Here is a 13,749-nt window from a genome sequence, read left to right on the forward strand (position 1 = left end):
AAAAGAAGGAGGCGGGCAACAGGCCCCCTCCTTTCACCGGTATCGTTTCAATGCATAGGCCAGCACGCCCAGGGCTGCGACCGCCAGAACCAGGCGACTGGCATTTTGCGCCGGATTCCACATATCGTGACCGACGACGCTTTCCAAGAAGATCGTGGGAATCTTGCCGAGCGCTGTTCCCAAGATAAAAGGGACAAATCCGACAGAACTGACAGCCGCCGCCAGGTTGATCGCGGCGGAAGGCACGAAGGGCGCCAGGCGGATGAGAAAAATGCTGCCGAAGCCGTGCTTGGCCGTCCACTCGTCCCATTTGGAAAATCCTTTTTTTTTCCCCAGCCAGCGGGCCACAGGACCGCGACCGAAATAGCGGAACAGGACAAAGGCCACCGCCGATCCGGCGATCTCACCGGCCCAGCCGATAAACAGGCCCGGTCCCCAACCGAAGATGATGACCAGCGCGCCCAACAAAAACACGGCCGGGATCAGACCGATCAAGGTCTGCAGGGTCATGATTAAAAAGCCGGCGATCCAAGCGGCCCACCCGTAGGAACGAAGAAGGGTCGTCAATTCGTCTATGTCGGTCAGCGTCACCATGTTGATGACCCGGCGTCCCATATCGGTGCCAAAAAGCAGGGCGCCCCCGGCGATCAGCGCCAGAAGGGCGGCGACTTTGGGCCCGAAGGCTCGCAGGTTCATCGCTCCGGCACCGTCAGAAAGCGGATCTGCGGATTTTGCTCGACGGCCCAGCGAACAGACCACTCGTTGCGGAAGAGGGCCACCGGTCGCTCCTTGCCGTCACGGATCAACATGCCGCTGTCCAGGCCCTTGACCGGTTTGGCGGGATCGTACCCGTCGAGCCAGCGGGCGACGCTGAAGGCCAGGTGCTGCATGAGGATGTCGACGCCGTACTCCTGCTTGAGCCGGTATTCGAGCACCTCCATCTGCAATACGCCGACGGCGCCGACGATGAAGGATTCCACGCCGATCTCAGGCTGGCGGAAAACCTGCACCGCCCCCTCCTGGGTCAACTGGGTCATCCCCTTGACAAACTGCTTGCGCTTCATCGTGTCCTTGGGTTGCACCCGGGCAAAGTGCTCGGGCGGGAAGACGGGAAAGTCTTCAAATTGAAAGTTCTTGCCTTCCATACAGAGGGTGTCGCCGATGCCGAAGACGCCGGGGTCGAACAGGCCGATCACATCACCGGGGTAGGCCTCGTCGATGATCACCCGCTCCTGGGCCATGAACTGCTGCGGCTGGGCCAATTTCACGCTCTTGCCGGAGGGCACGTGCTTGACGCTCATGCCGCGGGCGAACTTGCCCGAGCAGATGCGGATAAAGGCGATGCGGTCCCGGTGGGTCGGGTTCATATTGGCCTGGATCTTGAAGACAAAGGCCGTAAAGCCCTCATCGTCAGGGGCCACCAGTCCGTCGACAGAGCGCCGGGCCAAGGGCGGCGGCGCCAGTTGCAAAAACTCTTCGAGGAAGGGGCGGACGCCGAAGTTGGTCAGGGCGCTGCCGAAGAACATGGGTGTCAGTTCGCCCTGGAGCACCTTTTCGATGTCAAACTGGTCGCCGGCCATGTCGAGCAGTTCGATATCCTCGATCAGTTGGTTGTGGGCGTCAGCGCCCAGCAGTTCGGTGAAAGCGGGGTCTTCCGCGCTGCCGATGGTGGAGGGCATGACCCACTGCCCATGGGCGCCGCCGTTGTCAAAGAGTTCGATCTGGGCGAGACGGCGGTTGTAGACGCCTTTGTAATCGCCATCGACACCGACAGGCCAGTTCATGGGATAGGCGCGGATGCCAAGGACGTTCTCGATCTCTTCCATCAGTTCGAAGGGACTCTTTCCATGGCGATCCAGCTTATTGACAAAGGTGAAGATGGGGATCCCCCGCTGCCGGCAGACATGGAACAGCTTTTTCGTCTGATCCTCGACACCTTTGGCCACGTCGATGACCATGACGGCGCTATCGGTCGCCATCAGGGTGCGGTAGGTGTCTTCACTGAAATCCTGGTGACCGGGAGTGTCCAGGATATTGACGCGATAGCCGTCATAATCAAACTGCAGGACGCTCGATGTGACCGAGATGCCCCGCTGCTTTTCGATCTCCATCCAGTCGGAAACGGCATGTTTGGCCGCTTTGCGGGCCTTGACCGTGCCGGCCAGGCGGATGGCGCCGCCGTAGAGGAGCAGCTTTTCCGTCAAGGTTGTCTTCCCCGCATCGGGGTGAGAAATGATGGCAAAGGTCCGGCGCCGCTGGACTTCTGTTTGCAGTTCCGTCGCCGTCGTGGACATGTTATCCATTCCTCCAAAATGTCATTGCTTCCATTCGCGTAAAACTGAAGGGTTCTCCCTAAAACGCATAATATCACATTATAATAGTATACTTGCTCGCCGCGCAAAGGAAAAGCCCGCTTTTCTGCCAATAAAAAAACCAGCGTTCGCTCAAAGCGCCGCCGGTTCTACCTGATTTCGCTGCATAGACGGCAGCAAAATGACAAAGGTTGTGCCCCGCCCCCACTGGCTCGCCACGGTAATTTCCCCGCCGTGGGACTCGACGATGGTCTTGACGATGGACAGCCCCAGGCCCGTTCCCGTCGTCTTCCGGGTGACTTCGTTCTCGGCCCGGTAGAATCGCTCAAAGAGTTGGTTCATCTCCCGCTCCGATAAGCCGATGCCTGTATCGCGCACCTCGATCCGGACCTGCTCTCCCTGCCGGCTGGCGTGAATCCCGCAGCACCCGTCCGGGGTGTACTTGATCGCATTGGAGAGGAGGTTGCTGAGCGCCTGGCCCAGCCGGATCTCGTCGCCACAGAGCGGGGGCAAGGCGGGCGCAATCTCGCACTGAAACTGCAGCCCCTTTCTGGCGGCGAGAATGGCGTAGTTATCGGCGATGGCGTGGATCAGCGTCTCCACATCAAGCGGCTGAAAGCGGTGCCCTGGCGGGCTCGCCTGCAGTTTCTCCAGATCGAGGATGTTGCTGACCAACTGGTGAAGGCGGCTGAGATTGGACTTGGCCTGCTTGAGGTAATGGCGCCGTTCATCGACAGGAACACCCGGTTCCAACGCCAGCTCGATATAGCCGTCGATGCTGGCCAGGGGCGTGCGGATCTCATGGGTGGCCGCCGAAAAATACTCGCTCCGCAGGCGATGGAACTCGATTTCCTTGGTCACATCACAAAAGAGCAGCAACCAGCCGAAGATGTTCCGCTCCACTTCGACCGGGTTCAGATAGAGGTCGACGGTGCGGCAGGGCTCGGAGAGCACATGAATGCGCCATGGTCCCAACCGCTCCGCTTCTTCTCGCTGCAGTTCATTTTGCAGAAGCGCCGCCACCTTCTCCGGTTCGTCCAGTTTGGCCTGAATCGCGCGATAGAACAAGTCCGTGTTGTCAAAGGTGAGCACTTCCTCGTCGCTGCCGAACATCTCGCCGAAGGAGGCGTTGCAAATCCAATCGCCATGTTTGCGCGTGTAAAAAGCGATGCCATCCTTGCTGGCGTTCATCATGGCCACCATCCGCGCGCGATGCTCAGACCGCCGGCGAGCCAACTCCTCAAAGGGGGTTTTCACCTGACGGATAAAGATGGCCTGATAAAAAAAAGCGTAACTGATGACCTTCAGAAAATGGCTGCTGAAGAAAAAGCCGCCGGGAACGACATCCTCCAGAAAAATCACCGCGGCAGACAGGGCGCTCAAGATGAGACCGGCGGCGATCCGTTTCCACTGATTCCTTCGCTCTTCATCGCCGCGACGCCAATAAAACCAGGCGGTGACAAGATCGCCGATCACAGCCGTGACCATCGTGGCATCAGTGAACCCGCGCAGGCGCTCTTCGTTCACCTGTTCCGGATAATGGGCAATGTTGGTGAAAAGGGAAAGGGCGACAACGCTCAGCATTGTGGCGGCAGCGACTAACCACAGCAGGCTTTCCCGCAACGAAAGCCGATTCAACGGCGAGATGAACAGGCCGCCCAGCATGGCGCCGGCCAGGATCAACCGGCTCAGGCATCCAAAAACTGCGGATACATGGGCGCTGTACAAAGACGAAACCGCTAACATTGGTTTGGACAACAGGTGAAGGGCATCGACCATGCCGATAATCCAAAAGGAAATCCCAACGTAAACGAGCCAAGTGGTCGCCTTTTCGCGCGTATGCCAGATGGTAGAAAAGATAAACATGGAAACGACAACGCCGGCGCCTTCCATCGCGAGATGGAGCGGCACCATCAAGTCGGCTTTCAACCGCGTTTTATCCATTGGGGGAACCATGATCGCAGCGACAATCAACAAAAAGACGAAGCCGACGATCAGAAGGATGTATCGTTCGCTCCCTCTGTCCGGCATCGTCTCTTCGGTATCTATCGCGATTCGTTCCAAGCGGCTGCCCCCTGTCTTACAGAAACACAATAAAGGATAACATTAATTTTCATTTCTATTTCTATCCACGCAATACAGTATCCTCCCATAAACTCATTTATTTTGCTACTGTCCCCGCAACAACGGAACCAGCAGCGGATGATACAGGAACTGCAGAAACAGGAAGAGGATAAGACCCACGATGCCGCCGACGAGGGAGCCATTGATGCGGATCCACTGCAGATCGTTGCCCGCCTTGTCTTCTATAAACCGGTTTAGATCATCATTGGTGAAGGCGTTGAGGACATTGCGGACAATGTTTCCGATCAGCCGGTGCTCCTTTTCGATGATCCGGAAGAGGGCTTCTTTCAGCCGTTCCTCCAGTTGCTCCCGCAACGCCGCATCATGGACGACGCGTTGGACAAAGGAGTCGACCGTTCCCTGCAAGGGAGCTGGCAGCCGTATCTCTGCCGAACCGGCGCCGCCCAATGGAACCGGCGCTTCCGAAAGGGCCGAAAGGCCCACCAGCCCCTCTGTCCCGCTGGGCCATAAGGCGCGCAACCATCCTTCGAGGGGCAATTCGTCGATGATCCGCTCTTTCCATGATTCAATCGCCTCGACCAACTCCTCCCGCTCCGTTAGACCGGCCGTTTTTTCGAGGAGGATCTCTTTCAGTCGAAGCCGCAGGGGATGCTGGGGGTCCTTCATCTCAGCCAGACTCTCCAGCAGCCTCCGGTGCAGCGAGTCCGCCGCTTCCGATGGATTGTAACTGTTGGTCAGCAGCGCTGTCGTCAGCACCAAGGCGCTGAACAACCCCTCCGATTGCTTTTTTTCAGTTCCCCGAAGGAAACGGTAGATCCGATCGCGTGTCTCCGGCCGCGCGGCCGCCTGATGCATCTCTTCCATTAAAAGGGCGATCCACCGCTCTTCCTCGCCCGCTGTCAGCGCCCGCTGGCCCCACTGGGTCAACAGCGCCGGCAAGGGGATCCGCCGCAGCCGGTCCTTCACCGGACGTTCGATATAGCGGGCAATCGTTTTCGGCTGCAAATGGCCCAGCGCCTCCTGGCTCAAGCGTCCAAGGAAGTCGGTCAGATAGCGTTTTCCCTCTTGGCGGTCGAGCCAGTCGATGATCCCGTCGATCAGGCGTACATGGGCCAGCTTGGATTTAATCACCGCAACGCCGAGGAGTTCCCCTTCCACCACCTTGACGATGGCATCGATCGTCTTTTCCCGGTTGCGCGGGATCAGTTCCGTATGCCAGGGAAAGCCGAGAGGACGGCGAAAAAGAGCCGTGATAGCGAACCAATCGGCGATGCCGCCGACGAGGGCCGCTTCCGCGATAAAAAAGCCCATCTTCACCCAAAGCCACTGGGGATAGAGCCACCGCAACCCTGTAAACAGTACGAAGGCGAGGGCGGCGCCGGCCAAAACAAGGTCCGCCTTTTTCCACTTCATGCCATCACCTCACGGCAGCCAGAGGGTCGCCAGGTGGAGCAACACACCGGCCAAACCGCCCACAACCGCCCCGTTGATTCGGATCATCTGCAGGTCGTTGCCTGCCTTCGATTCGATGAGTTCCACCAGTTGTTCATCACTGATAGACTGTAAATTTTCCTGCACCAGTTTGCCGATCTCCTCATGCTGTTCGTCGATCCAGCGAAAGAGGTGAACCTTGACCATCCCATCGAGGGCCGCCCGCCGTTCCCGGTCCTGGCGCAATTCCGACAACAGACGCTCCAAGCGGCTGCGCAGCAGTTTCAACCACCGGGGCGGATCATCGCCGGAACGCTCCGTCTGATCGTCCAACAATTCCGTCAACAAAGGACCCATCTCCAGGCGCTGCAGCAGCGTCGCTTTCCAGGCCTCGACCTGGCGCTGGCGGTCTGCATCTGTGCGCAGTTCCGCGACCCAGCGGCGGATCTGCGCCTCCAGGCGAAGCCGCTGCGGGTTGGTGGGTTTGCGAAAACCCTCCAGAAACCCGACGGCGCTGTCGACCAGTTGCGTTTCCGGCGTTTTGCCGGCCATACCGATGACGAGATCATCAAAAAAGCGACGGCGGCGCATCCCCGATTCATAGGCGCTGCGGGTCTCCTGGACAAGACGCGCCAGTTCCCCCTTGACCAGGGGATGGCGAACGAGCGTCTCCAACTCCCCGACAGCCACATCAATGACCCGTCCCGCCTGTCCGCTGTCGAGGGCCCACTCGATGCTGTCCGCCAGCACCGGCGATAAGGGCAGGCCCGAGAGCAGGGCGCCGGCAGCCTCCTCCAGGATGTCCTTTACTTTCGGCTCCTTCAGGAGCGTCGCCATCCCAGCCAGCATGTCTCCCATGGGCGGTTCTTCCTTCTGTCCGTCCCCGAGGAGGTGGTTGAAGATGGGCTCGGTCAGGTCGTAGCGGCTCAACTGTTCCTTCAGCGTCTCCCGGGAGAGCAGTTCCTCTTTGACCATCGATACGAGGGCTTCAAAGATCCGCTCCCGGTTGCGGGGAATGATGGCGGTCCGCCACGGAATGCCCAAGGGCCGCCGGAAGAGCGCCGTCACGGCAAACCAGTCAGCCAACCCGCCGATCAGGGCGGCGCCGCAGCCGCTGGCGATGATTCCGCCGATAAAGGTTTCTTGAAAAGGCGCGCTGACGAGAAAGCCCGCCAAGGCGACCACCAGGACAAGGGTAGCGGTATGCCGGTTATTCATCCATCGATCCCATCCATAAATAAATCATCCCTTAAAAAGTATAAACGCTTTTTTCACATCCTTGAACGCTAAAATATGTCACCTGGAAAAGAAATCGACGGTTTTTTCCCTACGGGAAGGGGAACAACCGTCTCGTGTGAAAAAGATAATGGGGAGAAAGCACGGAAAACCAAGGAGGTCTCTGCCATGTCCATCCCCTTTGACATCGATCGCTTTGCCGATCTGGCTGAACGCATGATCGCCGAGATCCCGGAGAAATTCCTTCTCCGCCTAAACGGCGGGATTCATATCCAACCAGACACCATTCAGGATGACGAAGGTTTCTTTATCCTGGGTGAGTGTTTCTTTGATGAGTTTCTCGGCCATTGGATCAACATCTACCATGGCTCTTTCGCCGGCTGTTTCGCCGAGGAACCGGCCGAGGTCTGGGAGGATGAACTGTATGAGACGATTCTCCATGAGCTCCGCCACCACTTGGAAGACCTGGCCGGCGCCGACGACCTGCTCCGAGAGGAGATGGCTGAATTGGAAGCCTGGCGGGCAGAGAGAGAAAACGAAAAAACCGCCGCGCCTTGAGGGCGCGACGGCGTGACCGAAAGTTAGTCGTTGCACCGGCGGCAACGGACGACAGCTACTTGACCGGGTCGCAGATTGATGACTCTCACACGGCGGCGGCGTCTTCTCCGACACATGGCGATTTACCCCCTCTCGGTCAGTGATATTGTACTATATGGCCAGAGGAAAAATCTGGTTCTCTTTTCTATTCTTTCTGCTGGAAACACTTGCTTCCCCCGGGGCGCCCTGTCCGCAGCCTGTTCATGGTATAATCAACATGTTTCGAATCATTGGGTCAGACAGATGAACCGGAGGATTGTTATTTGGACAAGCGTCCATGCCTTCCCCCATGATCGATTTAGAGGAGCTGACAAAATATGAAAGCAGCCCTTTCCGGGCTGCGAGAGTATCTGCCGCCTATCGCCATCGCCATCGTCCTTTCCCTGGTGATCCGGACCCAGGTCGGCGAGGCCCGATACATCCCCAGCGAATCCATGGTTCCCACCTTGCAAGTCCATGACGTGGTGCTCATCGACCGCATGCACCACCAGTATGAGCGGGGCGACATCGTCATTTTCGACGCGCCAGAGGCGTTAAAAAAAGATGAAGTGCTGATCAAACGCGTCATCGGCCTTCCCGGCGAGACAGTCGAGGTGCGCAAAGGTCACGTCTATATCGACGGCAAGATGCTGGAAGAGCCTTATATCAAAGCGCCCTTCACCGGAAGCTTTGGTCCTTTTCAAGTCCCGGCAGGCGAGTACTTTATGATGGGCGATAACCGCGACAACAGCTTCGATAGCCGCTATTTCGGCGCCGTTCCCAGCCGGAACGTCCTCGGAAAAGCGGTCGCCATAGTATTTCCCTTTTCGTCAGCCCATTCGCTAAAAGAGGCCGGCATATAAGCGCCTTTGACCGGAGTATTACACAAAGGGGTTCTTTGTCATGCTCTCCCATCGAGAAGCGCAAGAGCAGATCATCCTGTCCGTCATCGACGGGAGTACGGAGCCGGTCGGTTCGGGCTCCATCCGCGCGGAAGCGGCTCGTCGAGGCCTTGAGATGAGCGAGGCCACTGTGGGGCGAGTCCTGAAAAACCTGGACAACCAAGGATTCAGCGTCCGCAAGGGCTTTCAGGGACGACAGCTGACAGAGGCGGGTAAAAGGCGGCTCATGACCTTGAACCAGCGCCAGGAACAGTCCTCCATCAGCATGGAACTGGTCGACGCATTGAGCCAGGAGCGAAAAAAAACACTCCTCGATATGATGGTGGCCCGCCGGGCCATTGAAGGAGAAATCGCGGCCTTGGCCGCCCGAGCGATCCGGCCAGAGGAAGTAGCTGAGATGGAACAGATCCTTCGCGAGCAGGAGCGGCTCTGTCAAGAGGGTCGATTGGCTTTTGAACAGGACATCGCCTTCCACCAAATCCTGGCTCGCGCCTGCCGCAATCCCGTCCTGGAGAAGGCCCTGGAACTGATCTACCAGTCCGGTCGCCACTCCCTGACCCTGGAAGCGATCCGCCGCGAGGTCTACAGCGGCATCATGGTCGATCACCGTAATATTTTTGCGTCCGTTCTCGACGGCGATTCCGAAGCAGCCCGCACCTCCATGGTCACCCACCTGGAGAACGTGATCGCCGATATTGAGCGGCTCTGGCAAAAACACGACATGGAATAAAAAGTCGCAAAATTCCATAATATACATGATGAAAAAAAGAGGATTCTCGGTGTCTGAAGGGGAATAATATAATTATCACTCATCATTGATGAGGAGCGCCTCTACCACACCGTAGTTTATTTCAATTCGCCCAATTCATTTACGTTCCGACAATCAATGCCATTTTATCCCCCACGGCCGAAAACGGCCGCTTTTTTTTGGCCAAAACGAAGGACGCGCTCTACGTTGTCATTAAGAAATAAAAAAAACCGCCCGAAAACAGGACGGTTCCCTTCGTTTCGAAAACCCTCTATTCATGGTTACTAATCTTGAATGAACTCCACCGCACCGGACTGCTCCATCATGACCCGGACTCGATCGATCTCATGGCGCGGCGTCTTCACGGCTACGACGAAGCCTTCTTGGCCCTGAAGGCCATCAACACCGTCGCCGAAGGTCTCCACTTCGCCGAGACCATCCCGTTCGGTCTTCAAAAAGGGCAGATCGTGGGCAACTTCGACCAAAGGTGACGACTTCATCCGCAGCTAGTCCACATCAAGGCCATAGCGCCTCGCCATCTGGCGCGCCCGCTCCATCTCCTCAGCCCCCGGCGGGACCACATCCGCCAGCGGATCGTCGATCCCGAGTTCCCGCCGCTTTTCGCTCCCCAAGGAATGAAACGGCAGGAACGTCAACCGCCGCACATTGCCCAGCGATGCCGCAAACCGGCACAGATCATCGAGGTCTTCGTCACGATCCGTATACCCGGGGACAAGAACATGACGGACCCACACCGGAATCTCCCGCTCAGCCAACAGTTGCGCAAAAGCAAGGGGTTTATCATTGGCTACCCCGGTCAATTGGCGATGCCGGATCGGGTCGAACTGCTTTATATCGAGCAGGACGAGATCGGTGTAAGGCAAAAACCGCTCCGCCGCCTCCCGGTCACAATAACCAGAGGTGTCCAAACAGGTGGGAATCCCTTCTTGCCGGCAGGCCCGGAACAGGGCGGCCACAAAGCCGGCCTGCATGGCCGGTTCGCCGCCTGATAGGGTGACGCCGCCGCCGGAGGCGCGGAAGTAGCTCCGATAGCGCCGGATATCGGCCATCACTTCGTCCACCGACTGTGAGCGTCCTGACGCAGGATCCCAGGTGTCACAGTTGTGGCAGTAGAGACAGCGCAAGGGGCATCCGCTCAAAAAGAGAACATACCGGAGACCGGGGCCGTCGACGGCCCCGCAGGTCTCCACCGAATGAATCCGGCCGAAAACCGGGGCGGCTCCATCGACTTGCTGATCTTGATCGCTTTGAACGGTTGGATGAAAAAGCGGCCCTTCGGCGGTCATGACATTCCTCTCCCTACACGCGCTCGAAGAAGGTGCGCCGGATCACGTCCAACTGCTGTTCCCGCGTCAACTTGATGAAGTTGACTGCGTAGCCGGAGACGCGGACCGTCAACTGGGGGTACTTTTCCGGGTGATCCATGGCGTCAAGCAGCGTCTCCCGGACCAGGACGTTCACATTGATATGATGTCCGCCCTGCTGAAAATACCCGTCGATAATCGCCGTCAGATTCACCCCCCGCTCCTCTGCCGTCGTCCCCAGCGCTTGCGGGATGATGGAGAAGGTGTAGGAGATGCCGTCTTGACTGTCGGCATAGGGCAGTTTCGCCACCGAATTCAACGCCGCCAGCGCTCCGCGGCGGTCCCGTCCATAGACGGGGTTGGCCCCCGGCGGGAAGGCTTCGCCGGCCCGACGACCATCCGGCGTGGCGCCCGTCTTTTTGCCGTAGACGATGTTCGAGGTGATCGTCAGCACGCTCAAGGTGGGCACCGCGCTGCGGTAGGTTTTGCAGCGGCGCAGTTTGTTCATGAAGCGGCGGACGATATCGACGGCGATGGCGTCGGCCCGGGCATCGTCATTGCCATAGGCGGGATAGTCGCCTTCCACCTCATAACCGATCGCCAGACCCGTTTCGTTGCGCTTGACGCGGACGCGGGCATGTTTGATCGCTGACAGGGAATCGGCGGCAACAGCGAGACCAGCGATTCCGCAGGCCATCGTGCGCAGCACATCGCGGTCATGGAGCGCCATCTGGGACCGCTCGTAGGCGTACCGGTCATGCATGGTGTGGATGATATTCAGCATGTCCATGTAGACGCGGGCCGTCCAGCCGAGAAAGGCGTCGTACCGGCTCATCACTTCGTCGAAATCAAGGATGTCGCCCTCGATGGGCGCCAGGCGCGGACCGACCTGTTCCCCCGTCTTTTCGTCGCGCCCGCCGTTGATGGCATAGAGCAACGCTTTGGCCAGGTTGGCCCGGGCGCCGAAGAACTGCATCTGCTTGCCCAGGCGCATGGCCGACACGCAGCAGGCGATGCCATAATCGTCCCCCCAATAGGGGCGCATCAGATCATCGTTCTCATACTGGATGGCGGACGTGGTGATCGACATCTGGGCGCAAAAGCGCTTGAAGCTGTCAGGCAACTGTTCTGACCAGAGGACGGTCAGGTTCGGTTCCGGCGCCGGGCCAAGGTTGCTGAGCGTGTAGAGGATGCGGTAGCTGTTTTTCGTCACCAGGGTCCGTCCATCGATCCCCATGCCGCCGACGCTCTCGGTCACCCATGTCGGGTCGCCGCTGAACAGTTCGTTGTAGGCAGGCGGACGGAGAAAGCGCACCATGCGCAATTTGATCACAAAGTCATCCATCAGTTCCTGGGCCGCTTCCTCAGTCAGAACGCCCCGCCGCAGGTCGCGTTCCAGGTAGATATCCAAGAAGGTGGAGACACGGCCGATGCTCATGGCGGCGCCGTTTTGCTCCTGCACGGCCGCCAGATAAGCGAAATAGAGCCACTGGACCGCCTCACGGCCATTAGCGGCAGGCCGGCGGATATCAAAGCCATAGGCGGCGGCCATGTCCGCCATCTCGCCGAGAGCGGCGATCTGCTCGCCCAACTCCTCCCGGAGGCGGACCGCCCCATCACCCATCCCCGCTGCGCCCACAGCGTCCAACTCGGCCCGTTTCACTTCGATCAGGCGATCGACGCCGTAAAGAGCCACGCGACGATAGTCGCCGATGATGCGTCCGCGCCCGTAGGCGTCAGGCAACCCCGTGATCAGGCCGTGCCGCCGGACTTGGCGCATTTCCGGCGTGTAGACGTCCATGACGGCCTGGTTGTGGGTCTTGCGGTGGCGCGTGTAGATCTCTTCCACGCGGGGATCCAGGGTATAGCCGTAGGCCTCGCAGGCCTGGCGGGTCATGCGAATGCCGCCTTTGGGCAGGATCGCCCGCTTCAGCGGCGCGTCGGTCTGCAAGCCGACGATGCGCTCCAGTTCCTTGTCGATGTAACCGGGTCCGTGGGCGCCGATGCCCCCGATGGTCACCGGATCGACGTCGAGAACACCGCCCCGCTCCCGCTCTTGCCGCATCAGTTCCGAAACCTTTGCCCAGAGCGCCTGGGTCCGTTCTGTCGGCCCCGCCAGAAAGTCGGCGTCGCCGTTGTAGGGCTGATAGTTATCCTGTATGAACTGGCGCACATCGATCGTCTCACGCCAGCGCCGGCCCCGAAAATCCGCCCAGGGATGGCCAGCCGAGGACGCTTGCTTCTCTCTATGGGCCTCATCCTGCGTTGCGATTTCATTCCATTGCTCATATACCGGTTTCATAAAACAAAACCCCTCCTGACATCAAAATGAATTTGAGGATGACAAAGCACCCATCGATGTCAGGAGGGGTTTTCTTTTTTAAAAAGCAGAAAACCGCCCGGACATCGATTGCCCAGGCGGTCGGCATGTTTTTCTTATTAGTCGCGCTCCCTGTGGTGAACTCCACTTCCGCCAGTCGCGCGACCCCTTGATTGTTTTGGTGATTGCATTGTATCGTGACAGCCTTTTTTCGTCAATAGGGGTTTCTTTCCTTTCCCTTTTCCCGCGCCAGGGTTGCATCAATGCGCCTTGACGGTGGCCTTGCACCAGTACAACAAGCACCACTGGATGACCGAGGGCGCCGAGCCTCCAAATGCTTCTCTGTCATCTTAGGGAAATCATCAGCAGATGGAAGGCTCTTCAAATCATCGGACATTGTTTTCGGGGACAATCACAAGAGTGCCTTGCTTTCCGTAAGTTATCATCAGGCAAATACTTCCATTGCCCGAGAGAGGGGGTACGTACAATGTCGAACGGTTATGCTGGAGGTTTCTTTGGCGGTGGTTTTGGCGTCGTCGCCGGACTTGTGATTGCACTCATCGTCATCGGCGCATTCTATCCCGCCATTATCGGTTTCGGCGCAGTCGGCGATCCCTAATTCGATTAACTAAAGGAGGTAAGCAACATGTGTGCATGCGGAGGCGGTACTGGGGGTTATATCGGAAACAGCATTGTGGCCTTGGCTATTTTGATCATCATCATAGCCATCCTCGGCACCGGTTTTGGATTTGGCTACGGCGGGTCTTTTTAAGCCCAAGCATCGGTCAAAGCGTGTGGCGGTAACCTCCGCCCA

General features: G+C 58.3%; 13 protein-coding genes and 1 riboswitch. Of the genes, 5 read left to right on the forward strand and 8 right to left on the reverse strand.

Annotated features, from left to right (window positions below; genetic code table 11):
* Positions 1 to 33: 33 nt before the first annotated feature.
* The 5 genes from GTO89_RS06090 to GTO89_RS06110 all read right to left on the reverse strand — a co-directional run bounded on the left by GTO89_RS06090 (position 34) and on the right by GTO89_RS06110 (position 7,046).
* Entirely contained in the window at positions 34 to 696 is a 663-nt protein-coding gene (locus GTO89_RS06090) for a TVP38/TMEM64 family protein (protein WP_161261172.1), read from the reverse strand.
* Positions 693 to 2,294, reverse strand: coding sequence for a peptide chain release factor 3 (locus GTO89_RS06095; protein ID WP_161261173.1), 1,602 nt, complete (start codon positions 2,292 to 2,294; stop codon positions 693 to 695). The genes GTO89_RS06090 and GTO89_RS06095 overlap by 4 nt, the downstream gene beginning before the upstream one ends.
* A 150-nt stretch (positions 2,295 to 2,444) precedes the next feature.
* Positions 2,445 to 4,376: a sensor histidine kinase gene (locus GTO89_RS06100; protein ID WP_161261174.1), complete on the reverse strand. Its 1,932-nt coding sequence runs from the start codon at positions 4,374 to 4,376 to the stop codon at positions 2,445 to 2,447.
* A 105-nt stretch (positions 4,377 to 4,481) separates the two neighbouring features.
* On the reverse strand, positions 4,482 to 5,810 hold the full coding sequence (locus tag GTO89_RS06105) for a DUF445 domain-containing protein (protein ID WP_161261175.1): 1,329 nt from the start codon (positions 5,808 to 5,810) through the stop codon (positions 4,482 to 4,484).
* A gap of 9 nt (positions 5,811 to 5,819) precedes the next feature.
* Positions 5,820 to 7,046: a DUF445 domain-containing protein gene (locus GTO89_RS06110; RefSeq protein WP_161261176.1), complete on the reverse strand. Its 1,227-nt coding sequence runs from the start codon at positions 7,044 to 7,046 to the stop codon at positions 5,820 to 5,822.
* Between the two features lie 186 nt (positions 7,047 to 7,232).
* On the opposite strand from GTO89_RS06110, the gene GTO89_RS06115 reads away from it, so the two are divergent.
* The 3 genes from GTO89_RS06115 (at position 7,233) to GTO89_RS06125 (ending at position 9,272) form a co-directional block, all read left to right on the forward strand.
* Positions 7,233 to 7,622, forward strand: coding sequence for a metallopeptidase family protein (locus GTO89_RS06115; RefSeq protein WP_161261177.1), 390 nt, complete (start codon positions 7,233 to 7,235; stop codon positions 7,620 to 7,622).
* A 356-nt stretch (positions 7,623 to 7,978) separates the two neighbouring features.
* A complete protein-coding gene (gene lepB, locus GTO89_RS06120) occupies positions 7,979 to 8,503 on the forward strand; it encodes a signal peptidase I (protein ID WP_161261178.1) in 525 nt (174 codons plus the stop codon).
* Between the two features lie 40 nt (positions 8,504 to 8,543).
* Complete coding sequence (locus tag GTO89_RS06125; RefSeq protein ID WP_161261179.1) at positions 8,544 to 9,272, forward strand: FCD domain-containing protein; 729 nt, start codon at positions 8,544 to 8,546, stop codon at positions 9,270 to 9,272.
* A gap of 302 nt (positions 9,273 to 9,574) precedes the next feature.
* Here GTO89_RS06125 and GTO89_RS06130 read toward each other — a convergent pair whose 3' ends face one another.
* Genes GTO89_RS06130 through pflB form a run of 3 tightly spaced genes read right to left on the reverse strand, consistent with a single transcriptional unit; the run spans position 9,575 to position 12,917 of the window.
* Positions 9,575 to 9,790, reverse strand: coding sequence for a hypothetical protein (locus GTO89_RS06130; protein WP_161261180.1), 216 nt, complete (start codon positions 9,788 to 9,790; stop codon positions 9,575 to 9,577).
* A 6-nt stretch (positions 9,791 to 9,796) separates the two neighbouring features.
* Entirely contained in the window at positions 9,797 to 10,597 is an 801-nt protein-coding gene (gene pflA, locus GTO89_RS06135; protein ID WP_161261181.1) for a pyruvate formate-lyase-activating protein, read from the reverse strand.
* 13 nt (positions 10,598 to 10,610) lie between these two features.
* Complete coding sequence (gene pflB, locus GTO89_RS06140; protein ID WP_161261182.1) at positions 10,611 to 12,917, reverse strand: formate C-acetyltransferase; 2,307 nt, start codon at positions 12,915 to 12,917, stop codon at positions 10,611 to 10,613.
* Between the two features lie 103 nt (positions 12,918 to 13,020).
* Positions 13,021 to 13,106: riboswitch (ZMP/ZTP riboswitch) on the reverse strand.
* Between the two features lie 316 nt (positions 13,107 to 13,422).
* Here pflB and GTO89_RS17625 point away from each other — a divergent pair.
* Together GTO89_RS17625 and GTO89_RS17630 are read left to right on the forward strand one after the other, a co-directional pair.
* Positions 13,423 to 13,554, forward strand: a complete 132-nt coding sequence (locus GTO89_RS17625; RefSeq protein ID WP_268894628.1) for a hypothetical protein — start codon at positions 13,423 to 13,425, stop codon at positions 13,552 to 13,554.
* Positions 13,555 to 13,581: 27 nt separating this feature from the next.
* A complete protein-coding gene (locus GTO89_RS17630; protein WP_268894629.1) occupies positions 13,582 to 13,707 on the forward strand; it encodes a hypothetical protein in 126 nt (41 codons plus the stop codon).
* The last annotated feature ends 42 nt before the right edge of the window (positions 13,708 to 13,749 follow it).

This window comes from Heliomicrobium gestii (assembly GCF_009877435.1).
Lineage (GTDB): Bacteria > Bacillota > Desulfitobacteriia > Heliobacteriales > Heliobacteriaceae > Heliomicrobium > Heliomicrobium gestii.